This window comes from Streptomyces termitum, assembly GCF_014650175.1.
GTDB lineage: Bacteria > Actinomycetota > Actinomycetes > Streptomycetales > Streptomycetaceae > Streptomyces > Streptomyces termitum.
Genome location: NZ_BMUL01000030.1, coordinates 23,434 through 45,018 on the forward strand (window position 1 = coordinate 23,434; position 21,585 = coordinate 45,018).

Consider the following 21,585-nt stretch of genomic DNA (forward strand, 5'->3'; position numbering starts at 1 on the left):
AACCGAACGGCCCCGGGGAAAGGGGGCGTGGTGGACGGCGCGGTCGTGGGAGACGTGGGGGACTCGGGATGTGTGAGGGGTCTGGGGGGCGTAGGGGATGTGAGGGACCTGGGGGTCGTAGGAGATCCGGGGGTCGTAGGGGACCTGGAGGATTTGGGGGGCGTGGGGGGTCTGGGGGTCCTGGAGGACCGGGGGGACCTGGGGGACGTCACCGTCGTGGTCGTGGACGGGGATCCGGTCTTCCGGATGGGGATGGCGGTGCTGCTCGGCTCGGTGGCCGGGGTGGCGGTGGTGGCCGAGGCCGCGACCGCCGACGAGGCCGTCGTCGCGGTCGAGCGGTTCCGGCCCCGGGTGGTGGTGACGGATCTGTGCCCCGGGCCGGGGGAAGGGGCCGGGAGTGATGCCGTACGGCGGCTGCTGCGGTCGCGGCCGCAGCCTGCCGTCCTGGTCGTGACCGTGGCCGACGACGACGAACTCGTCCTCGCCTCGCTGCGGTCCGGCGCGCGCGGCTATCTCCTCAAGGGGGCCGGTCCGGTCGTGGTGGAGCGGGCGGTACGGGCGGTCGCCGACGGCGAGATCCTGCTGGGCCCCGGGGTCGGCGAGCGCGTCGCCGCCCTGCTGGCCGCGCCGGCTTCGGGCCGTACCGCCCCGGCTCTGCGGGGGCTGACGCCCCGGGAGCACGAGGTGCTGGACCTGGTGGCCCGGGGCCTCGGCAACGAGGCGATCGCGCGGCGGCTGGCGGTGCGCGCGAAGACCGTGCGGAACCACGTCTCCGCCGTTCTCACCAAGCTGCACACCGCCAGCCGCGCGGAGGCGATCGTCCGGGCCCGGGAGGCGGGGCTGGGCGGGGGCCACCGGGACACCGCCGCCCCTCCCCCACAGACGTGACCCTCCGCCCGGCCCGGCCCGTTCCCGGTGTGTCAGGCGATGCGCCAGTGCTGGTTGATCTGGCCCGTGCCGAGGCAGTCCCAGAGCTGCACCCGGCCGGGGTTCTGGTCGATCGTCTGGAAGTGGCCGTCCAGGCAGCGGCTGTTCGTCTCGACGGTCACCGAGAAGGTGTCCGGCAGGTTGGTGATCGGGCGCATCCGCCAGTGCTGGTTGGTCTGGGCGGTGCCCGCGCAGGTCCACACCTGCATGCGGGTGCCGTTGCCGCCGATCGACGCCCAGTCGGCGTCCAGGCAGAGCCCGCTCGGTGCGCTGCGCAGCTCGTAGTAGCCGCCCGCCGGGGTGTAGACCCAGGCGATGTCCCACTTCTGGCGGGGGTCGTTGGCGTCGCAGTTCGCGAGCTGGACGTCGAAGCCGGCCACGTCGCCCTTGGCGCGCAGGCAGCGGTCGTTGTACCGGTTCTTGATGGTGACGGTCCCCGCGGCGGCGAGTGCCTCGCCCGCCGCGGCCCGCTCCTGGACCGCCGGGCCGGCCGGGGCGGGTCCCGCCTGGGCCTGGGCGGCGGGGACCAGCAGGGCGGCGGGGACCAGGGCGGCCGACAGGGCGGCGAACAGGGCTTTCCTCATCGTGCGTACCTCTTCTCACGTGCGCGGACGGTGGTGGACGGTCGCCGTTCGACGGCGACGGCGGCCATCCTGTGCCGCCCGGCGTCCCGGGCACACGGGGCGGGCGTCCCGGCCGACCGGGCGGTTCCCCGGCCGGTTCCCCGGCCGGATCACCGGTGCCGGTGCGTCAGTGGCCGTCCGCCGCGGCGTCGTTCCGCAGGCGGGGCGCGACGTGCCGGGCGAAGAGGGTGGCCACCAGGTCGCGGCGGCTCCGTACCCCCGTCTTGTCGAAGACCGAGGTCAGGTGTTCCTGGACGGTGTACGGGGAGAGGCGGGTAAGGCGGCCGATCTCCGCCGTGGAGTGGCCGCGCAGCACCAGGCCGGTGATCTCTGCCTCCCGGGGCGTGAGGCCGTGGGCCGCCGTGATGAGCGCGATGTGCTCCCCCGGGCCGGCCGCCTCGACGGCGACCGCGACGCGGGCGGGACCGGGGCCGTCCAGCCGCCAGGCGTGCAGCCGGACCCTGCCCCGGGTCCGGGTGTGCGCCCACGAGGCCAGGGACCCGGAGGAGCCGGGGCCCGGGGCGCCGGGGCGGACCGCCGCCGCGACGCCGTACAGGGCGGGCGGCAGTCCGCTCTCCGTGCGGCGGCGGCACGGGGACGCGTACGTCCCCCGGCCTTCGGCACCGGACCGGGGCGGGGCGGGTTCGCCGGGGGCGAGGAGTTCGTCCAGCCAGAGCCCGGCGGTGGGGCTGAGCTGGACCGGCGCGTACGCCTCGTCCAGGAGGACGAGGGCGGGGACCGGGGTGTCCGTGCCGGTCACGTCCCCGGTCGCGGGCGCCCCGGCGCGGCGGGTCAGGTGGAGGCGGCGCAGGCTCTCCCCCAGCGGGCGGGCGATCGCCCGCGCCACGGCGTCCGCCTCCGGGCCATACGGCGGGGTGTCGGGGCCGGTGCCGAGGATCAGGGCGCCCCAGACCCCGTACCGGTCGCGCAGCAGGATCCGCACCTCGTCCGTGAGCCCCAGGGGCCGGATGATGTCGCGGTAGCGGGGGCTGCGGTCCCGCACCCCGCCGACGGCCTCGCCGAGGACGCCCACCGGACCGGGGCCCCGGGCGAGCTGCGGCAGCCCGTTGACGTCGCCCTCGCGGTACTCGATGTCGAGCATGCGGGGCAGGTAGCGGACCGGGACGGCCTGCCGGTAGTGGCCGCCGGTGTTCATCAGGGTGACCGGGTCGACGGTGATCCCGGCCCACACCTCGGAGCCGAGCACGGGGCGGACGGCGCGCATCACCCCGTCGAAGAAGTCGTCCACCCCGCTCGCCGCGCCGGCCGCGCGCACCGCGGCGTCCCGGATCCGGCCGACACGCCCCGCTCCCTCGTACCGCGTCATGACCGCAGGGTAGGGCGGGCGCGGGCCCGGCGACGAGACGTTCGGCAGCGCGCCGCCCCGGCACTCCCCGGGTGCGCCCCGGGGATACCTGGGCGAGGGTGCGCGGGCGGGGTCCGGCGGTCTTCCCCCGCTCCGGGACCCTACAATGTACGCATTGTGCACATGGGGGCGCCGGTACGGGCTCCGCGGACGCGAGGGAGCACGATCCATGCCGCAGCCGGGCCCGTACCACCACGGGGACCTCCGGGCCGCCTGCCTGCGGGCCGCCCGGGATCTCCTGGAGGAGGACGGCAGCGCCGCCCTCTCCCTGCGCGCGGTCGCCCGCCGGGCCGGTGTGTCGCCGACGGCGCCGTACCGCCACTACGCGGACCGCGACGCGCTCGTCTCCGCGGTCGCCGCCGAGGGCTACCGCGAGCTCGCCGAGTCCCTCGCCGCCGCGCACCCCGCGCCCTCGGCCCCCGGGGAGCTGGCGTCGGTCGCGGTGGCCTACGTGCGGTTCGCGCTCGACCACCCCGCGCTGTTCCGGGCGATGTTCGCCGAGCCGTGCGACCCGGCGGACGAGGCGCGGGTCGCGGCGACCGCCGTCATCACCGCGTACCTGCGGGGCATCGTCCGCGACGTCTTCCCCGGCGCGGCCCCGCCGGACCGGGCGGACGCGCTGGCGACCGCCGTCTGGGCCCTGGTCCACGGGCTGGCGTTCCTGCACCTCGACGGCAAGCTGGACGGCTCCTCCCCCGAGGCCGTCGCCGGGCAGGTCCGCGCCTCGGTGCACGCGGTCCTCGCCCTGCCGGACACCGCCGGCGCGGGGGCGTAGAGGGGGAGGAAGCCCGGTCGGGCCGTCCGCTCCCCGTCACGAAGGCCGCGGCGGCCGCGCAGGCCGCACCGGAGGTCCCGGCCCGGACGGCCCTCCGGTGGGGAGGCGGTTCAGGTGACGGTGACGAAGACGCTGTGGTGGCCGGTGGCTCCGTCGGGGATCGTGCCGGTCCGGCGTTCCGGCTGGACCCGCCCGGTGGCGTCGGTGGCGCGGACGGTGAGGGTGTGGCCGCCGGGCGTCGCGGGCCAGCGGTAGGACCACTGCCGCCAGGTGTCGACGGTGTCCTGCGCGGCGAGGTCGGCGTCCTGCCAGGGGCCGTCGTCGACGCGGACCTCGACCCGGGTGACGCCCCGGCGCTGGGCCCACGCGACGCCCGCGACCATGACCGTCCCCGCAGGCATCCGGGCGAAGGGCCGGGGGGTGTCGATGCGGGACTGGGTCTTCACCGGGGCGCGCCGCGCCCACTTCCGCCTCACCCAGTACGCGCTGTAGGCGTCGAACGTGGTCAGCTCGATCGACTCGATCCACTTGCAGGCCGACACGTAGCCGTACAGGCCGGGGACGAGCATGCGGACCGGGAAGCCGTGCGCGAAGGGGAGCGGTTCGCCGTTCATGCCGACCGCGAGCATCGCGTCCCGGCCGTCCATCACGTCCTCGACCGGGGAGCCGAGCGTCATGCCGTCGACGGACCGGGCCACGAGCTGGTCGGCGGGGCCGCCCTCCGACGGCGGCCGGACCCCGCACTCGGCCAGCAGCGCGGCCAGCGGGACGCCGAGCCAGCGGGCGTTGCCCAGGTAGGGGCCGCCCACCTCGTTGGACACGCAGGTGAGCGTGATGTCGCGTTCGATCAGGGGGCGGGCGAGCAGTTCGCCGAGGGTGAGGACCCGGGGCCTCGGCACGCCCTTGCCGTGGATCCGCAGGCGCCAGGCGTCCGCCTCGACCTTCGGTACGACGAGGGCGGTGTCGACCCGGTAGAAGTCGCGGTTCGGCGTCGTGAACGGGCTGATGCCCGGTACGGCGAGCCGGGCGCCGCGCGGCACGGCGGGGGCGGGGGACGCGGGCGGCGGCAGGACGAGAGCGGCGCGGGACGCCTCCGCGTCCCGTCCCCGGCGGCCGGACAGCACCCTGCCCAGGGCGCCCGCCCCGGTCGCGGCGAGGAGGGTGAGCGCGGTCGCGGCGAGAAAGCCGCGCCTGCCCCGCGCGGGCGTGCCCGGACGGCCCCGCCCGAGGGCGCTCGGGCCCGGTGCGAGTGCGGCCGGACGGTCCTGCCCGGGTGCGGCCGGCGCCGGGCCGTCCTCCACCGGAGCTGCGCCGGCCGCCCGTACGGCTCTGCCCGCGAGGACGTACAGGACCGCCGCGCCCGCCGTCGCCCCGGCCAGGGAGGGCAGCGCGTCGCCGGGGCCCGTGGAGTCGGGCCTGCTCAGGGCCGCGGCGGCGCCGATCAGCCCGAACGCCAGGACGCCGAGCGCGCCCGCGCGCCGGTGCCTCAGGGCCGTGACCCCGAGGGCCGCCGCGAGGAGGGCCAGCAGGACGAGGATGCCGACGGCGAGGGCCGTCTTGTCGTTCTCGCCGAAGGCGCGGATCGCGAAGTCCTTCACCGGCGCCGGTGTGCGGTCGACGACCGCGCCGCCGACGGCCGTGACCGGCCCCGCGGCGGGGTTCACCAGGGCCGCGACCAGTTCGGCCGTGGCCAGGGCGGCCCATCCGGCCGTCAGACCGGCGACCATGCCGAGGAGGAGGGGGAAAGGGCGGGGGCGGGGGCCGCGGGTGTTCCTGAGACTGCTCACGACCGGTTCTTCGGCACCGGCCGCCCGACGGACCGGTCACCCCACCCGAACGGGTGAAGGAGGAGCGGCTGCGGCGTCCGTCCCGCCCCGTCCTTCCTCCTCCCGCCCCGTTCCGCCCCGTTCCGTGACGGCATCGTGACCGGTCCGGGCCATCCGCCGGGGCGCCCGCGCCGAAGAACCCGCGGAAGCAGTCCGCCGGCTCCGCGCCGCCCCTCCCGTGAAGGACCCGCATGCGATGGCCATCCCCGCCCAGGAGCTCCGCCCCCGGGGCCTCTCCCCCGCCCGGCCGGCCGGAGGCCGCCCGGTGACCCGGCCCCTGTCCTTCGGCGCCCCCGGGCCGCGTGCCCGGGAGGATCTCGCGGAGGTGATGAGCAGGGTCGCCCGGGGCGACCAGCAGGCGTTCGCCACCCTCTACGACGCCGTCGCGCCCCTGGTCTTCGGCATCGTGCTCCGGGTGGTGCGCGACCGCGCCCAGTCCGAGGAGGTCACCCAGGAGGTCATGATCGACCTGTGGCGGCAGGCCGCCCGCTTCCGGCCCGAGGCGGGAAGCGTCACCGCCTGGGCGGCGACCATCGCGCACCGGCGGGCGGTGGACCGCGTCCGGTCGGCCCAGGCCGCGTCCGACCGGGAGCACGCCCGGGCGACCCGCGAACACACCACGGCCTTCGACGAGGTGGCCGAGCAGGTCGAGACCCGGCTGGAGAGCGAACAGGTGCGCCGCTGCCTGCGCGCGCTGACCGAGCTCCAGCGCCAGGCCGTGACCCTCGCCTACTACCGGGGGCTCACCTACCGCGAGGTCGCCCAGACCCTGGGGGCGCCGCTCCCCACCGTCAAGACGCGCCTGCGCGACGGGCTGATCCGGCTCCGCGACTGCATGGGGGTGGGCTCGTGAGGCAGCACCGCCCCGACCTCCACTCCCTCGCGGCCGCGTACGCGCTCCACGCCCTCGACCCCGAGGAGCGGGAGGACTTCGCCGCCCACCTCGCGCACTGCGAGGAGTGCCGGGGGGACGTGGCCGGATTCGAGGAGACCGCCGCCCGGCTCGCGGCCGCCGCCGGGCAGCACCCCCCGGAGGAGCTCAAACGCCGGACGCTGGACGCCGTCGAGGGCGTACGCCAGCTTCCGCCGCGGGTCCCGGCGACCGGGCGGGTGCCGCGCCTCGTGCGGACACTGCGGCGCAGGGCGGTGCCGCTCGGCCTCGCCGCCGGTCTGGCCGCCGCAACCGTGCTCGGCGGCCTCGCCGTCCGGCAGCACCAGGAGAACGAAGACGTCCGGCTGCGGGCCCGGCAGGCCGAACAGCGGCTCGAAGCCGTCGGCGCCGTGCTCGCCGCGCCCGACGCCCGGACCGCGCACGGGCGCACCGCCGACGGGGCCCTGGCGACGGTCGTCACCTCGGAGCACCGGAACCAGGCCGTGTTCGCCGCCGAGGGGCTGCCCGCACCGGCCCGGGGCCACACCTACCAACTGTGGCTCGACCTGGGGGGCACGATGCGGCCGGCCGGGTTCCTGCACGCCGACGGCGCGGTCCTCCTGGACGGCGCCCCGGCCGGCGCGACGGCGGTGGGCCTCACCGTCGAACCGGCCGGCGGCTCCGCGCGGCCCACCACGCGCCCGCTGCTCCTGCTCGCCCTCCCCTTCTGACCCGCCCCGCGCCCCGTCCTCCTTCCGGGGGCCGGGGCGCGTCCGGCGGACTCCCCGGGCGGAAACACGAAAGACCGGTCCCCTCGCGTCCGGCGCCTTCGACGCGCGGCGCGGCCGGGACGCCGTACCAGGAGATCCCCGGAAAGAGGACGGCATGACGAGGGCGACGGAGAAGTGGACCGGGGGGAGGCGGACGGACGGCGGGCCGTACGACGCCGTGGTCGTCGGGGCCGGGGCCGCCGGGCTCGCCCGCGCCGCCGACCTGAGCGCGGCGGGGCTGCCGCCGGGCGTGCTGCCGGACCGGCGCCCCCGTCGCCACCCTGTCGGCCCGGGGCGTGCTCCTCGCGGACGGCGGTGAGGAGCGGGCCCGTACGGTCGTGGTCGCCACCGGGCAGCGGGCGGCGGAGCTGCTGCCAGGGCTCCGCGTCCCGGGCGGACGAACCGTCACCACGCTGTACCACGCGGCGGTCCGGCCACCCCTGGAGGAGCCGGTGCTGGTCGTCGACTCCCGCCGCAGGTTCCTCGACGCCTGTGTTCCAACGTCCGGGCGGGCGCGGTCTGAGGCCCCTCTCCTTCCCCGGAATGCGGTACGGCGAGGCCCCGCGCCCTTCCTCGGGGAGGGCGCGGGGCCGGTCGTGTCCGGGCCGGGTGGGCCTACTGGGGCATGAGGACGGTGTCGATGATGTAGACGTGGGCGTTGGCGGTCCTCACGTTGCCGCAGACGACCTTGGCGGTGTCGTTGACGGTGTAGTTCTCGCCGGACCCCTTGGTGGTGATCATGCCCTTCTGGAGGGTCTCGAAGGAGCCGTTCTCCAGTTGCTTCGGGGTCAGCTTCTGTCCGACCACGTGGTAGGTGAGGATCTTGGTGAGCGTCGCCTTGTCGGCGAGGACCTTGTCGAGGTCGGCCTTCGGGATCTTCGCGAAGGCGTCGTTCGTCGGCGCGAAGACGGTGATGTCCTTCGCGTTGTTGAGGGTGTCGACGAGTCCGGCCCGCTGCACGGCCGCGACCAGGGTGGACAGGGCGGGGTTGTGGGAGGCGGCGGTCGCCACCGGGTCCTTGGCCATGCCGTCGAAGGAGCCCGCTCCTTCCTTCGGGACGCCCGCGCAGGCGGGGCCGAAGGGGGCGTCCGCAGTCATCGCGCCCTCGGCGGGCGTCGCGTCGGCCCGTGCGGGGTCGGCCGCCGCGCTGGTGGAGGCGGCCCCGGTGCCGCTGTCGGAGCCGGAGTCCGAGCAGGCGGCCAGCGCGAAGGGGAGGGTGGTCGCGGCGGCCAGGGCGATGGCGCCGCGGCGGATGCGCAGGGTGTTCATGTCGGTTGCTCCTCGGGGTTTCTCCGCTCGGTTCCGCGGGGACCCGGAGGAAGCCGGCCGGTGGTTCCGGCCGGTGGCGTCGCCGCGGAAGGTGTTCACGCCCTTGATTCGGCGCGCACGGCCCGACGGATGGCCCCTTCACTCGGACGAGTGACGTCTCCGTCCCGGCCGGCCGGTTGTCGCGGTGCTGCGGGAGGTGGGACCGGTCGACACCGTCCGCACCGGGACGGCGGTCCTGCACAGCCGCACGCCCCTCGGCCGCTCCCTGCCCGCCGGGACGGACGCGCGAGGGGCGTGTCATTGAGGGGGCCGCCGCCGGATCCGGGGCACCCTGGGGCTCGTTCCCCCTCCTCCCGAGCGAAGGCCCGATGCGATGGATCCGGTGACGGAGTCCCTGAACGAGGTGCACCGACGGCTCAGCGGCCTGCGCGAGGGTCAGGTCGCCGACTACATCCCCCAGTTGGCGACGGCCGATCCGGACGACTTCGGCCTCGCGCTCGTCAGCATGGCCGGGCACGCCTACCGGGCGGGGAAGGCGGACGTCCCGTTCAGCATCCAGTCGGTGTCGAAGCCCTTCGTCTACGCCCTCGCCCTGAGCGACCTGGGCTTCGAGGAGGTGCGCCGCCGGGTCGGGGTGGAGCCGAGCGGGAACCCCTTCAACGCCATCAGCCTGGAGCCGGACACCGGGCGGCCCGCCAATCCGATGATCAACGCCGGGGCGATCGCGACCACCGCGCTGGTGCGCGCGGACGGTCCGGCCGAACGCTTCCACCGCATCCTCGCCTGTCTGTCGGCGTTCGCCGGGCGGCCCCTCGACGTCGACGAGGAGGTCTACGCCAGCGAGGCCGCCACCGGTGACCGGAACCGCGCCCTGGCCTATCTGATGCATTCGGCCGGTTCGCTGCGCGCCGGGCCCGAGGAGACCGTGGACACGTACTTCCGGCAGTGCTCCGTCCGGGTCACCGCCGGCGACCTGGCCGTGATGGCGGCGACCCTCGCCAACGGGGGCCGCAATCCGGTCACCGGGGTCCAGGTCGTCGCCGAGCCCGATGTCGTCCGCACCCTGGCCGTGATGGCGACCTGCGGCATGTACGACGGGGCGGGCGAATGGCTCCTGGACGTCGGGCTGCCCGCCAAGAGCGGGGTGTCCGGCGGTCTCATCGCCGCCAGTCCGGCCCGGTTCGGCGTCGCCGTCTACAGTCCGCCGCTGGACGCGTCGGGCAATCCGGTGCGGGCCGTGGCGGCGCTCGGGGAGATGTCGAAGCGTTTCGGCCTCCACATCATGCACGGGCCGGGGCTGCACGCCGCGACGGTGACCGGGGCCCAGCGCTTCGCGTACGGCGGTCTGGAGGTCGGGGTGGTGACGGCCCAGGGGGCGCTGGAGTTCACCGAGTTCGAGGCGCTGGCGCACGCCGTGCGGGAGGTCACCCCGAGCGCTCCGGGCCGGCTGATCCTTGATCTGACGGCGGTCACCTCGGTGATGCCCGGCCCGGCGGCCGGGATGGCCATGATCCTCGACGACCTCGCGGCACGGGGGCACCGTACCGCCGTCGCCGCGCAGGAGACGTTCGTCGAGGTGACCGAGAACAGGCCCCGGACCTGGGAGCTTTTCCGCACCCGCGAGGAGGCCCTGGACTGGTGCCGGAAGGGGTGACTCCGCCCGCCGCTCCGGGAACGGCGCGGCGGGCGGAATCGTCCGGCAGGGGTGACAGGAGTCGAACCTGCGACATTCGGTTTTGGAGACCGACGCTCTGACCAGCTGAGCTACACCCCTCGGTGGGACGGATCTTCTCATCCCGGTGGAGCGCGGCGCCACCCGGTATTCAGGAGGCGGTGCCGAGGCGCGGGCCGCCCCGGTCGCGCAGGCGCCGGAAGAAGGCGAGGACGCCGGCGGAGCCGCCGGCCCAGGTGGCGCTCGGGCGGGCGAGGCCGGTGTCCGGGAGGACGGGCCGGGCCGGGGTGCCGCCGCTGCGGTTCAGGACGAGCCGGGCGACGGTCTCGGCCCCGTCCCGGAACTCCTCCTCGCCGGTCGCCTCCGCGACGTCCACCAGCAGGTCGCCCACCCCGGCCAGGCCGCAGCACTGGGTGACCAGCGGCATCCGGGGCGCCAGGGCGGCGCAGGCGCGCGCGGCCCGCCGGGCGAGGTCGAGATGGCGGGGGTTCCCGAGCTCCCCGGCGGCCTGGAGGTGTACGGCTCCGATGCCGGCCAGGCCCCGGCACCACGAGCCGTAGCGGCGGGTCGCCCCGGGCGCGGCGGCGGCCGCGAGGACGTCCGGCGTGACGGCGGCCAGGCGTGCGGCGGCCCGCTCGGAGCGGGCGACCGCGTCCGGGTCGCCGGTCCGCGCGCCGTACGCGAGGAGGAAGGAGACGACGCCCGCCTCTCCGTGCGCGAGTCCCTCGCGGAGCGCGGCGCTGCCGGGCGTGTCCGGGCCTGCCGGGGTGAGCCGGGCTGCGCCCGAGGCCAGCATCCGGGCGCAGCCGGCGGCGACGGCGAGGTGCCGTCCGGCGGCGCCCGGGTCGCCGGTCCGGAGGGCGTACCGGGAGAGCAGCAGGCAGCCGAGGCCGATGCCGGCGGCGCCCGCGATCAGGTCCGCCTCGGGCGGGCCGCCGTCCGGGGCGCGCTCCGGCAGCCCGGGCTCCGGTCCTTCGCGAAGCCGCGTCTCGACGCCCGCCTCCGCGAGGAAGAGCGCGACGCCGGTGCGGCCGGTGTAGAAGCCGGGCGGCAGGTCGCGGGACTGGTCCGCCGTCCAGCGGGCCAGCGCGGTGACGGCCTCGCGCACGTGCGGCCGGTGGGTGTGGTGGAGGAGTTCCAGGCCGAGGCCCGAGCTGCCGCCGTAGACGTCGAGCGAGGTGGGGACGTGGAGCCGGGCGGCCCGTACCGGGTCCGTGATCGCCTCGGCCTCGACGGCGCAGTAGGCGGCCGTGTGCGCGATGACCTCGTCCAGCAGGTCGTCGTCGATCCGGAGGGGCCCGGTCCGGCGGGCCGGACCGCGCGCGGGGGCGGGCTCGGGCGTGCCGGTGCGCAGGCGGTCGGCGGTGGCGGTCCGGACGGCCGGGTCGAAACCGAGGAGGCCGGTGATCGCCGCCCGGACGTTCCGGTGGGCGTCCCCGGGCAGGGCGTCCGCCAGGCAGGCCAGGGTCCGGTCACGGTTGGTGGCGCGGTCGGCGTCGACGATCACGGGGTCGAGGCCGGTCGCGGCGAAGAAGAGGGTGGCGCCGAGGGCGTAGTGGTCGTCGGCGGGGGCGGCCGGGCCGGTCGCGGGCAGGACCGGTGCGGTGTAGCCGGGGGTGGCGCCGCCCGGCCCGGTGCCGTGCCGCTCGCTCGTCCCGAAGTCGACGAGGTGGACGGCGCGGTCGGGGCCGTCGAGCACGACGTTGTCGGGTTTGAGGTCGCGGACGACCACGCCCCGCGCGTGGACCGCGTCGAGGATCGCCAGGAGCCGGGCGGCGAGCCCGGACAGGGAGCGCTCGGGGCGGGTGCCGTCGTCGCGGTAGGGGCCGTCGCGCAGGACCTCGCGGCGCAGGTCGCGGTCGCCGCAGCTGGTCGTCACCAGGTACTCGTCGGTTTGGTGGGCGAAGTAGTCCAGGGCGCGGGGCACGCCGGGGACGCCGTCGAGGGCGGTGAGGACGGCGTGTTCGTTGCGCAGGTGGTGGCGGGCGTCGGCGCCGGACGCCTCCTCGCCGACGTAGGCCCGTGCCTGTTTGACGATCACGGGCCGGCCGAGGTCGCGGTCGAAGGCGCGGTAGACGTTGCCCCGGGGCGTGCGGGCGATGCCGGCGGTGACGGCGTAGCGGCCGCCGCCGAGCGCGGGCGCGGCCGGTGCCCCGGCGGGGGCGGGGCCGGTCGCGAAGGGGTCCTCGGCCCAGGGCGGGCAGCGGTAGCGGCCGGTGGCCAGGCCGTCGAAGATCCGGCCGTCCGGGCCGGTCATGACCGATTCGAGCCGTCCGCTCCGGCCGGTCCGGTAGTCGCCGGTGAAGGGGCCGTAGCGGTAGTAGACCGGGGCCCTGGGGTCGACCCGCCGGTCGCTGACGACCTGCGGCCCCTCCCGGTCGCGCAGGGCGGCGGCGAGTTCCCGGGCGAGGGCGGCCACGGTCCCGGCGAGGGGGTAGACGGTGATCGCCTTGCCGACGGCCCCGGCGCTCGCCGCGCCGGAGTTGAGGCGGCGCAGCGTCTCCGGGTCGCGGGCGAACTTCGCGTGGCAGACGTGCCGGGACAGCACCGGCAGGACGAGCCGGGTCACGGCGTCGAGTTCGCCGGGGCGCGTCGAGACGTGCAGTTTCCAGCCGTGTTCCATCGCCGGCATCCGGGGGTCGTTGAGGTACGCCCACGTGTCGTCGGACCAACTGTCGCGGCCGGCGATGGAGACGGCCACCGCTAGGAGTTGAAGTCGCAGGCGAAGCGGGTGGTGGCGGTCACCCAGGGGTCGGAGAGACACGCGGTGTACTCGCGGTCGCCCCGGTCGTCGTCCTCGAACGCGATCGCCGCGTCGTCGATCTCCAGGGGACCCGCGTCGCGGACGTCGAGGGATCCTTCGGCTTCCAGAAGTTCCGGCACGGCTACGGGCATGTGACGCCTCCAGGGTCGGTCGTGCGCTGAGGAGCGGGAAAGGCACGGCGCGGGCCGGTGGACCCGTCGGGCCGTGAACTCGCTGGACAAAAGTAGGGAGGGGCGCATCCCGTGACAAGGCGTCGGTTCAGCCATGCTCCGGGGCCCGGCGCGGGGCCCGCGATTCCCCCTTCGGAGACGACGGTACGGCCCTGGGGACTGCGGGAGTGCCAGGTGGGACCGTGTCCGGCTGGCCGCCGCCGGGAAGTTCGCCGCCCGTCCCGGCGCGTGGGGCGGGCGCGTCAAGGGGGCCGTTCGCGCCGTTCGCCGCCCGACAACCGGACAGCCCGACCGCCCACCGCCCGCCCTTCGCCGCCCGACTGCTGTTCGCCGTTCGCCACCCGACAGCCCGACCGCCCGCCGCCCGGCATTCCCCGCCCAGTCGGCGGTCCGCCATGACCCGCCCCGCCACCGGCCGTTCCACGCCTGCCGACCGCCATCCGACCGGCCCGCCGTTCGCCGCGCTTTCGCAGGTCAGTACGATCCTGCCGGAATGATCGGCTCCGTACGGTCGCGTCCTCGTGGGCCGCGACGGGGCCACCCCTTCGTCGTCGAAAGGGCGGCAGCGCCTCCATGTCCGGCCCCAGCACCCCCGTCCCTCCCCCGCCGTCCGCGGGCCCCGGCTCTCCGGCCCCGTGGTGGCGTACGAGCCCCGCCCGGCTCGGGGCCGTCGCCGCGGTGCCGCTGCTCGGGGCCCTGGACGAGCGGGTGGGCTTCGTGATGCTCCTGGTCGCGCTCGTGCTGCTGTGGCGCGGCGACGCGTGGCCGACGCGCGGCAAGGTGCTCGGCACGGTCGCGGCGACGGCGCTGCTCGGCGGGGTGCTGCCGGCCCAGCCCCGGTCCGGCGCGGACCCGGCCGCGTCCTCGGAGGGGACGGCGCGGCCGACCGTCTCGGCGCCCGCGTTCGGCGCGACCGTGCCCGCCACCGCGCCGGCGACTCCGGCCGTGCCGGTGGAGAGGATGACCGACTTCGTCGGGAAGCGGCTGGACCTCGCCTTCTCCCGCTCCCGCAAGCGCGGGCACGAGGTCCGGTACCACGACGCCTCCGCCGAGGCCCGGGAGGTGTCGGCCCGCTCCCTGTGGACGGTCTGCTTCCAGACCCCGGCGCCCGGCACCGTCATGACCGGGAACGGCGTGGTGGAGTTCGGCGCGGTCCGCACCGGGGAGCCCTGCCCGGCCCGGGAGGGCGGGGCGGTGCCGTGGCCGAGGATGCCCGATCTGGTGGGGAAGACCTGGCCCGCCGCCCGTACGGCCGCTCTCGCCCTCGGGGTGCCGGAATGGCGGGTGCGCGCGGAGGCGGCCTATCTGAACGACCGGCTGCCCGACGAGGGCGCGTACGACGACTGGCGGGTCTGCCGGCAGGACCCGGGCGAGGGCGCCGAGGTGCGCGAGGACGACGGGGTGACGCTGTCCCTGTCCTCGCCCGAGAACGGCTGCCCCGACCCCGACCGGGGCCACGCGGTGCGCCTCCCGGACCGGGACGGTGACGGCGACCCCGACTACCGCGACCCCTACCCGCGCGACCGGAACCGCGACACGGCCTTCCCCGACGGCCGTCCTCACTACGGTAGTTCGGGCGGCGGCTCGGGCGGTTCCTCGGGCGGCGACTCGGACCGCGGCGGCTGGAGCCCGTGCCGGCACACCCGGTGGTGCTGACGGCCCGTCCCCCGCGCCCCCTCAGCGGTTCGCGGAGGCACCGCCGGTCTGGGTGAACAGGTCGTTCACGATCTTCTCGGCCGTCGCCGTGTCCGCCTCCGGGACCTCGGCGCGCACCCAGAGCAGTTGGGGGCGCAGGGGCCTCCCCTCGGCGTCCCGCCAGCCCCAGTGGCGCACCATGTCGATCCGTCGGCGGCCCGTCCGGTCGACGAGGGTCGAGGCGATGGACGTGGAAGGGTCGACCGCCCGCCACGCGATCGCCCCGCTGTCGGGGAGCGCGCGCACGAAGGCGTCGGTCTCCTTCTGGTCGCAGGAGTCCCCGCAGGCGTGGAAGCGCAGGGAGAGCCGGAGACCGGGCAGGAGGCCGGCCTTCACCGGGCCCGGCCGGGCCGTGCAGGTGTACGCGACCGGGTCGTCGTCCTCGGCCCGCGCGCAGTCCAGGTGCTTCGGTGCGCGGAAGACGACCGGCGCCTGCCAGAGGTTCCACAGGTAGGAGCGGTCGTCGTCGCGCCAGGTCGCTCCGCGCACCGACTGCGCCGGGCGGCGGGAGTAGAAGGCGAACCGGTTGTCCTTCGGCGGGACGGCCGTCCGGGGCGGCAGGTCCGCCACGGAGCGCGCGCCCAAGGCGCCTTCGCCGGTACGGGCCGTGCCGCCCGGGAGTCCGGCCCGGCGGACGGCCTCCTCGGCGAGGAGCCGCGCGACCCCGGCCGCCCGCTCCGGGGAGGCGAACTCCTCCTCGTACGAGATCCGCAGGAAGACGTTCTCGAAGCGCACGCCGACCTCGCCGGAGCCGCGCGGTGACGCCTCCTCCTCGGTGGTCCGGTACGACCCTGGCCGCGCCGCCACGTACGCCTCGTCGCCGAGGCCGGGAAGCGCCCGGTGGAAGCCACCCGCCCCGGCGGTTCCCTTCGCCCAGGACTCCGCCCAGAGCCGCGTCGTCCGGTACTCCTTCCAGGCCAGGTCGGGGCCCGTCGCCGAGGCTCCCTCCCGGGTGAAGAGCCAGGCGCCGACGGCGATCCTCACGTCGCGGGCGAAGGGCGCCTGCTCGCCCGCACCGCACGTCCCCCCTTCCTCTCCGGCGAGGACCGCCGGGTCCTCCATCAGCCGGTCGAGGTCCTCCGCGTCGAGCAGCGCGCACGGTTCGGGCAGCGCGCGGACCGGGCCCGGCAGCGGCGCCGCGGTGAAGACCCCGGAGCCGAAGGCGAGCGCCGCGAGGACGGAGACCGTCGCCAGCAGCCCGCCGAGGGCGCGGCGCGGGCGCGACCGGGTGCGGACCGGGGGCGCGCCGCCCGTGTCCCGGGCCAGCCGGTCGCGCAGCTCGATGTGCCGGAAGCGGTAGACGCCGCCGGACTGGCGCAGCACGCCCCGGGCGTGGGCGTCCGCCAGGAACGGCATGAGCCGCCGGGGCAGTCGGCCGGTCGCCCAGAGGTACAGGCGCGCCACCGTGAACCCGCCCCACGCGGACGCCCCGGCGGCATACAGGGCCCAGGCGACCGGCAGCCCGACGGCGAGGCGCAGCCAGTCCTGGCCGGAGACGGTATCCGCGCCGCCGCCCAGCTGCCAGAAGGCGAGCAGCCCGATCGGGAGCACCAGGACGGCCAGCGGCGTCTCGTCCGTCCCCTTCGTGACCGGGGCCGCCCAGCCCAGGAGGAGAACGCCGCGCCGGTCGGCGCGCAGCAGTCCGGCCGGGCTGTCGGCGCTCGCCGTGTCGGAGCGGGGCCAGACGGCGGCGACGAGGCGCGCGCCGCCCGTCCACACCGCGATCGCGGTCGGCACCGCCATCAGCCGTTCGAAGCCGCCGGAGGGCAGCAGGACGGCCCAGCCCGCCACCAGGCCGAGGGCCACGAGCCCCGCCTTCCAGCGGGCCGGGCAGCCCTCGGGGAGGACGTCGGCGACGGCGGGCCGGGCCGGGCGGCGCGGCGGGAAGGCCCACGCGCCCCGGCGCACGGCCGCGGCGGCCGTCAGGACCAGCCCGCACAGGAGCGCGAAGGCGCCCGGCAGGCCCAGCGGCAGGCCCGTCCACCGGTCCCACCAGGTCTCCCCGAAGCCGGTCGCCGCGACGAGCCAGGCCGTCAGGGCGAAGGCCGGGACCAGGGCGAGGACCCGGACGGGCCCCGGCACCGTCTCCTCCAGCCGCCACCAGGCGAGGTCCTGCTCGTTCTCCTCCCTCATCCGGGAGGCGAGGAACCCGGCCCAGGCGCGCGCCCGCTCCGGCGCCCATCCGCCGTGCGCGGCCCGGACGTCGTGCGAGGCGCTGTAGACGACATCGAGGAAGGCGTCGTACAGGTGCCGTTCGACCTCCCGCACGCTGTCGAACCGGGCCGGTTCGAGGAGTTCGCGGGGGTCGGGGGCGCCGTGGCCGTACGCGACCCGGGCCAGGCTCGCCATCAGCGGCACGCCGAGCACCTCGCGCAACCGCTCCTCCGGAGTACCACGCCCGCCCTCTCCGGCCTCGCCCTCGCCCTCTCCGGCCTCGTCGAGCCGGTCGAGGACGGGGGTCCACCGGCTAGGGCTCCCGGCCGGGGCGAGGTAGGCCCGCAGCGCGTCACCGCTCAGCGGGCTGAGCCGGATCTCCGTGCGCGCGAACATCCCTTCCTCCGGGGCGTGTTCGCGGTAGGCGGGCTCGCGGCTCGCCAGCACGAACGGGCGGCCGCCCCGCATCGTCGCGACGAGCTGGCGGAAGGCGTCGGCGCGCCGGTGCACGGGCAGTTCGTCGAACCCGTCGAAGAGGGGCAGGACCCGGCCGGTCAGCAGCAGGTGGAGGGCGACGTCGGTCGGCGGGGCGCCCTCGGCCGGCACGAAGGCGCCCGGGTACTCCTCGGCGAGCCGTTCGGCCGTCCACCTCAGGAGGCCGTGGTCCGGGTCCCAGGAGGACAGCGACACGACGGCGGGCACCGGCTCCCGGGAGCCGGGGACGCGGGCCTTCAGGAGGGCGTGCCCGAGGCGTAGCAGGAGGACGGACTTGCCCGCCCCGGCACCGCCGAGGACGACGAGGCGCCGGGAGGGCGTGGCGGCCAGGAGCCCGGCGACGGCCTCGCCGTCTCCCCCGGTGCCGGCGGGCGGGCCCGCCGGGCCGGTCGTCCAGTGCACGGCGAGCGGACGCGGGTCGTGGACCCTGGTCAGGATCTCGTCCTGGCCGTAGCGGAAGGCGAGCCCCTCCGCGAGGGCGTCGGCCGCGCGGGCGAGGTTCTTCTCGGAGCGCCAGGCGGCGCGTCGGCGCCGGGCCACCACCCGGTTCAGCCTGGCGACTGCCTCGGCCAGCAGCGCGCCGCCGATCAGGAGCCATCCCCAGGCCACCGGGCCGAAATCGATCCGCTGCGGCAGGGGCAGGCCGGGGCGGGTGACGAGGAGCAGCAGTCCGGCGAGCCCGGCGGCGAGCCGTCCGACCGGGCCGAAGCGAAGCCCGTGGGGCCCGTGGATCTCCACGGTCCCGATGTCGCGCGCGAAGACGACGTTGTGCTGGGTGCCGCCCGAGATCTCCTGGCGGGTGCCGCCGCCCTCCGGTCTCACCGCCGCGCCCCTCAGCTCAGGTTGACGGGTCCGTGGACGTCCCGGGTGAAGACGACGTTGTGCTGGGTGCCGCCGGATATCTCCTGGTGGGTGCCGCCGTCCCGCTCCCCGCCCTGTACGCGCTCCGCCTCCCGGTGCCAGAGCTCCAGGGCCCGGGCGAAGGCCGGGTCCTGGCCGGCGCGCAGGGCGAGGGCGGCGGCCAGTTCGCGGGCCCGCGCGTCGTCGCCGGAGTCTTCGTCGAGCGCGGCCAGTTCTCCCGCCCCGACGGCCTCCGCGTCCTGCCTCCGGACGAGGGCGCGGAGGCGTTCCCACAGGCTCTGGCCCGCCGCCCCCGCGGTGCCGCTCGCCAGCGCCATGAGCAGTTCCGCCGCCACCGGTTCCACGCGTGCTCCCCTCGTCACGGTCCCCCGACCGGACCATCCCACCGGAGACGTACCCGCTCTGTCCACCGAAAACGAGCCCGGGGACGGCCCGCTCCGGCGAAACCTCGGGCCACCCCCGTACGGCCGCTCCTCCGATGAGTTCGCGGCGGCGGCGGAGTCTCTTCTTCCAGCACACCCGCGACAGGGAGGAACATCATGGGAGAACACGTCTGGGCGCTGGTCCACACCGAGCGCGCCGCGCTGATCCGGGACCTGGCCCGGCTCGACGGGGAGCAGTGGCGGACGCCGTCCCTCTGCGCGGGGTGGACGGTGCACGACGTGGCCGCCCACCTGGTCGACAGCGCGAGGACGACCCGGCTCGGCTTCCTGGCCGGTCTGGTCCGGGCGCGCTTCGACTTCGACCGGCAGAACACCGCCGGGGTGGAGCGCGAGCGCGGGGCGACCCCGGACGAGACCCTGCGCCGTCTGGAGCAGGTCGCGGACCGCACCTCGGCGCCGCCCGGGGCCCTGGACAGCCGTCTGGTGGAGGAGGTCGTCCACGGCGAGGACATCCGCAGGCCGCTGGGACTGACCCGGGCCTATCCGAAGGAGGCGGTCGTCCGGGCGCTACGGCTCCAGGCCCGCACCCCCGCCGCGTTCGGCGGCGCCCGGGAACTGCTGGCGCGGGTGCGGCTCGACGCGACGGACACCGCGCTGACCCTGGGCGCCGGGCCGTCGGTGGCGGGCCCCGCGCTCTCCCTGCTGCTGGCCGTCAGCGGGCGCCGGGCCGCCCGGTCCGACCTGGCGGGCCCCGGCCTGGACGCCCTGCCGTGAACGGGTCACTTCTCCGGCGCGTGCCAGAGGGTGTCGAGGGAGCCGAGGACGAGCCGGCACACCGCTTCGGGGTCGGCGCTCGCGAGGGGTTCTCGGGCCACGACCGTGCGCAGGATGCCGATGCCGAGCAGCCAGGCCATCGCGAGGTCGGCGCGGAGCGCGGCGTCCTCGGCGCAGGACAGGGACGCCAGGACGCTCTGGTACTTCTCCCCCAGTTCGCGCAGGGCTCCGGCGTTCTCCTCGCCCCGGCTGTGGGAGCGGAGGTAGACCTCCAGGGACCGGTCGCCGTTGCCGTCCGCATCGCGCGTGAGCATCGAGCGGAGGGCCGTCTCGAAGAGTTCCTCGGGGGGCGTGGCCCGGACCCGTTCGAGCCCGTCCTCGGCGACGGCCTCGGCCAGGAGTCCCTGTTTGGAGCCGAAGTAGCGGAACAGCAGGGCCTGGTTGACCCCGGCCCGCTCGGCTATGCCGCGCACCGTGGCGCCCTCGTAGCCGCGCTCGGCGAACAGGTCGCGGGCCGCGTCGAGGAGCCGACGGCGCGTGGCCGCCGCGTCACGGCGCCGCTCGGCGGGCGCCTCGCCGGGGGTCCCCGTGCCGGGGTCGCTGACGGATCGGTCCATGGCTGTCCTCTCAGACGGCCCGTCAGGATAACGGCTTTAAACGGTCGTTGACCGCCCCGGCCACCGGTCCTAGCGTTGTAAGCACGTGCTTACAACTAGGAGGACCTAGTGACGACAGCCGATGCCGCACCGCTCGCGTACCCCTTCAACACCGCCGACGGGCTGGCGCTCGCCGAGGAGTACGAGCGGGTGCGCGACCAGCCCGGTCTGTTACGCGTGCGCCTTCCCTTCGGCGAGCCCGCCTGGCTCGCCACCCGGTACGCCGATGCCCGGCTCGTCCTGGGCGACCAGCGCTTCAGCCGGGCCGCGGGGATCGGCCGGGACGAGCCCCGCCAGTCGGAGGGCAGCCGCGACAGCGGCATCCTGAGCATGGACCCGCCGGACCACACCCGGCTGCGGTCCCTGGTGGCGAAGGCGTTCACCGTCCGCCAGGTGGAGAAGCTGCGCCCGCGCGTACGGGAGCTGACGGCGGAGCTCCTCGACGAGCTGGAGGCGGCGGGCCCGCCGGCCGATCTGGTGGACCGGTACGCGCTGCCGATCCCGGTCGCGGTGATCTGCCAGATGCTGGGCGTACCGACGGAGGACCGGCCGCGCTTCCGGGTGTGGAGCGACGCCGCCCTGTCGACGAGTTCCCTGACGGCCGCCGAGTTCGACGCGAACCGCGAGGAGCTGCGCGCCTACATGGCCGGGCTGATCGCGGAGCACCGCGAGGAGCCCAGGGACGACCTGATGACGGCCCTCATCGAGGCGCGCGACGGCCGGGACCGGCTGTCGGAGCTGGAGCTGATCGACCTGTGCGTCGGCATCCTGGTCGCCGGCCACGAGACGACCGCGTCGCAGATCCCGAACTTCACCCTCACCCTCCTCGACCATCCCGACCAGCTCGCGGCGCTCCGCGAGAACCCGGAACTGATCAATCCGGCCGTCGAGGAGCTGCTGCGCTTCGTCCCCCTGGGGAGCGGCGCGAGCCAGGCCCGGTACGCCACGGAGGACGTCGAGGTCGGCGGCACGCTGGTACGGGCCGGGGAGCCGGTCCTCGTCGCGATGGGCGCCGCGAACCGCGACGCGCTGCGGTTCGACGGCGCCGGTCGGCTCGACCTCGCCCGCGAGGGCAACCAGCACCTCGGTTTCGGCCACGGCGTCCACCACTGCCTGGGCGCGCCCCTGGCCCGGCTCGAACTCCAGGAGGCCCTGCTCGCCCTGATCACCCGCTTCCCCGGACTGCACCTGGCGGGCGACATCACCTGGAAGTCCGAGATGCTGGTACGCGGCCCGCGCGTCATGCCGATCGGCTGGTGACCGCGATGTCCTGGACGGTCCGCGTCGACCCCGGCCTCTGCATGGGATCCGGCATGTGCGCCGCGATCGCCCCCGAGGCCCTCGCCTTGGACGGGGAGCACGCCCGCCCCCTCTCCGAGACCACCGCCCCCGACGACCGGATCCTGGAGGCCGCCGAGATCTGCCCGGCCCAGGCCCTCACGGTCCACGCTGGCACCGAGGTCATCGCTCCCCGACCATAAAAAGACTCCCGGAACGCAGGAAAGCCCCGCACCAGTGGTGCGGGGCTTTCCCG

General features: G+C 76.2%; 19 protein-coding genes and 1 tRNA gene. 10 read left to right on the forward strand and 10 right to left on the reverse strand.

Annotation, left to right across the window (positions count from 1 at the left end):
* The first annotated feature begins 162 nt into the window (after positions 1 to 162).
* Positions 163 to 888 (forward strand): LuxR C-terminal-related transcriptional regulator, encoded by a 726-nt coding sequence (locus IE219_RS31160; RefSeq protein WP_229850258.1) that lies wholly within the window; start codon positions 163 to 165, stop codon positions 886 to 888.
* Positions 889 to 920: 32 nt separating this feature from the next.
* Here IE219_RS31160 and IE219_RS31165 read toward each other — a convergent pair whose 3' ends face one another.
* Together IE219_RS31165 and IE219_RS31170 are read right to left on the reverse strand one after the other, a co-directional pair.
* The gene (locus IE219_RS31165) at positions 921 to 1,511 is read right to left on the reverse strand and encodes an RICIN domain-containing protein (RefSeq protein WP_189983650.1); all 591 of its coding nucleotides are present in this window, start codon (positions 1,509 to 1,511) and stop codon (positions 921 to 923) included.
* A 166-nt stretch (positions 1,512 to 1,677) separates the two neighbouring features.
* Positions 1,678 to 2,877 carry a helix-turn-helix transcriptional regulator gene (locus IE219_RS31170; RefSeq protein ID WP_189983652.1) on the reverse strand — a complete coding sequence of 400 codons (1,200 nt, stop codon included), beginning with the start codon at positions 2,875 to 2,877 and terminating at the stop codon, positions 1,678 to 1,680.
* A gap of 208 nt (positions 2,878 to 3,085) precedes the next feature.
* Between IE219_RS31170 and IE219_RS31175 the strand changes: the two genes are divergently transcribed.
* The gene (locus tag IE219_RS31175) at positions 3,086 to 3,691 is read left to right on the forward strand and encodes a TetR/AcrR family transcriptional regulator (protein ID WP_189983655.1); all 606 of its coding nucleotides are present in this window, start codon (positions 3,086 to 3,088) and stop codon (positions 3,689 to 3,691) included.
* Positions 3,692 to 3,801: 110 nt separating this feature from the next.
* Here the strand turns inward: IE219_RS31175 and IE219_RS31180 are convergent, their stop codons facing one another.
* Complete coding sequence (locus tag IE219_RS31180; RefSeq protein ID WP_189983694.1) at positions 3,802 to 5,418, reverse strand: molybdopterin-dependent oxidoreductase; 1,617 nt, start codon at positions 5,416 to 5,418, stop codon at positions 3,802 to 3,804.
* Positions 5,419 to 5,782: 364 nt separating this feature from the next.
* Here IE219_RS31180 and sigK point away from each other — a divergent pair, with 364 nt between their 5' ends.
* From sigK to IE219_RS32630, 3 genes are all read left to right on the forward strand, one after another.
* The gene (gene sigK, locus IE219_RS31185; protein ID WP_373298923.1) at positions 5,783 to 6,370 is read left to right on the forward strand and encodes an ECF RNA polymerase sigma factor SigK; all 588 of its coding nucleotides are present in this window, start codon (positions 5,783 to 5,785) and stop codon (positions 6,368 to 6,370) included.
* Positions 6,367 to 7,119 carry an anti-sigma factor gene (locus IE219_RS31190; RefSeq protein WP_189983659.1) on the forward strand — a complete coding sequence of 251 codons (753 nt, stop codon included), beginning with the start codon at positions 6,367 to 6,369 and terminating at the stop codon, positions 7,117 to 7,119. Before sigK ends, IE219_RS31190 begins: the two co-directional genes overlap by 4 nt.
* A 154-nt stretch (positions 7,120 to 7,273) precedes the next feature.
* Positions 7,274 to 7,477, forward strand: a complete 204-nt coding sequence (locus IE219_RS32630; RefSeq protein WP_189983661.1) for a hypothetical protein — start codon at positions 7,274 to 7,276, stop codon at positions 7,475 to 7,477.
* A 296-nt stretch (positions 7,478 to 7,773) separates the two neighbouring features.
* On the opposite strand, the gene IE219_RS31200 is transcribed toward IE219_RS32630, so the two are convergent.
* A complete protein-coding gene (locus tag IE219_RS31200; protein WP_189983662.1) occupies positions 7,774 to 8,427 on the reverse strand; it encodes a fasciclin domain-containing protein in 654 nt (217 codons plus the stop codon).
* 373 nt (positions 8,428 to 8,800) lie between these two features.
* On the opposite strand from IE219_RS31200, the gene glsA reads away from it, so the two are divergent.
* The gene (glsA, locus tag IE219_RS31205; protein WP_189983665.1) at positions 8,801 to 10,081 is read left to right on the forward strand and encodes a glutaminase A; all 1,281 of its coding nucleotides are present in this window, start codon (positions 8,801 to 8,803) and stop codon (positions 10,079 to 10,081) included.
* 46 nt (positions 10,082 to 10,127) lie between these two features.
* Here the strand turns inward: glsA and IE219_RS31210 are convergent.
* The 3 genes from IE219_RS31210 to IE219_RS31220 all read right to left on the reverse strand — a co-directional run bounded on the left by IE219_RS31210 (position 10,128) and on the right by IE219_RS31220 (position 12,994).
* A tRNA-Trp gene (locus IE219_RS31210) sits at positions 10,128 to 10,201 on the reverse strand.
* Positions 10,202 to 10,250: 49 nt separating this feature from the next.
* Entirely contained in the window at positions 10,251 to 12,800 is a 2,550-nt protein-coding gene (gene lanL / locus IE219_RS31215) for a class IV lanthionine synthetase LanL (protein ID WP_189983667.1), read from the reverse strand.
* 2 nt (positions 12,801 to 12,802) lie between these two features.
* On the reverse strand, positions 12,803 to 12,994 hold the full coding sequence (locus IE219_RS31220; RefSeq protein ID WP_189983668.1) for an SflA family class IV lanthipeptide: 192 nt from the start codon (positions 12,992 to 12,994) through the stop codon (positions 12,803 to 12,805).
* A gap of 612 nt (positions 12,995 to 13,606) precedes the next feature.
* Here IE219_RS31220 and IE219_RS31225 point away from each other — a divergent pair.
* Positions 13,607 to 14,689, forward strand: coding sequence for a Stk1 family PASTA domain-containing Ser/Thr kinase (locus tag IE219_RS31225; protein ID WP_189983670.1), 1,083 nt, complete (start codon positions 13,607 to 13,609; stop codon positions 14,687 to 14,689).
* A gap of 21 nt (positions 14,690 to 14,710) precedes the next feature.
* Here IE219_RS31225 and IE219_RS31230 read toward each other — a convergent pair whose 3' ends face one another.
* Together IE219_RS31230 and IE219_RS31235 are read right to left on the reverse strand one after the other, a co-directional pair.
* Positions 14,711 to 18,199, reverse strand: a complete 3,489-nt coding sequence (locus IE219_RS31230) for an NACHT domain-containing protein (protein ID WP_189983672.1) — start codon at positions 18,197 to 18,199, stop codon at positions 14,711 to 14,713.
* Positions 18,200 to 18,210: 11 nt separating this feature from the next.
* Entirely contained in the window at positions 18,211 to 18,582 is a 372-nt protein-coding gene (locus IE219_RS31235) for a hypothetical protein (protein ID WP_189983675.1), read from the reverse strand.
* 195 nt (positions 18,583 to 18,777) lie between these two features.
* Here IE219_RS31235 and IE219_RS31240 point away from each other — a divergent pair, with 195 nt between their 5' ends.
* Positions 18,778 to 19,395 (forward strand): maleylpyruvate isomerase family mycothiol-dependent enzyme, encoded by a 618-nt coding sequence (locus tag IE219_RS31240; protein WP_189983676.1) that lies wholly within the window; start codon positions 18,778 to 18,780, stop codon positions 19,393 to 19,395.
* A gap of 5 nt (positions 19,396 to 19,400) precedes the next feature.
* Here IE219_RS31240 and IE219_RS31245 read toward each other — a convergent pair whose 3' ends face one another.
* Positions 19,401 to 20,012, reverse strand: a complete 612-nt coding sequence (locus IE219_RS31245; RefSeq protein ID WP_189983678.1) for a TetR/AcrR family transcriptional regulator — start codon at positions 20,010 to 20,012, stop codon at positions 19,401 to 19,403.
* Between the two features lie 108 nt (positions 20,013 to 20,120).
* Here IE219_RS31245 and IE219_RS31250 point away from each other — a divergent pair, with 108 nt between their 5' ends.
* Positions 20,121 to 21,311 (forward strand): cytochrome P450, encoded by a 1,191-nt coding sequence (locus tag IE219_RS31250; protein ID WP_189983680.1) that lies wholly within the window; start codon positions 20,121 to 20,123, stop codon positions 21,309 to 21,311.
* Positions 21,312 to 21,316: 5 nt separating this feature from the next.
* Positions 21,317 to 21,532, forward strand: coding sequence for a ferredoxin (locus IE219_RS31255; protein ID WP_189983696.1), 216 nt, complete (start codon positions 21,317 to 21,319; stop codon positions 21,530 to 21,532).
* Positions 21,533 to 21,585: the final 53 nt, after the last annotated feature.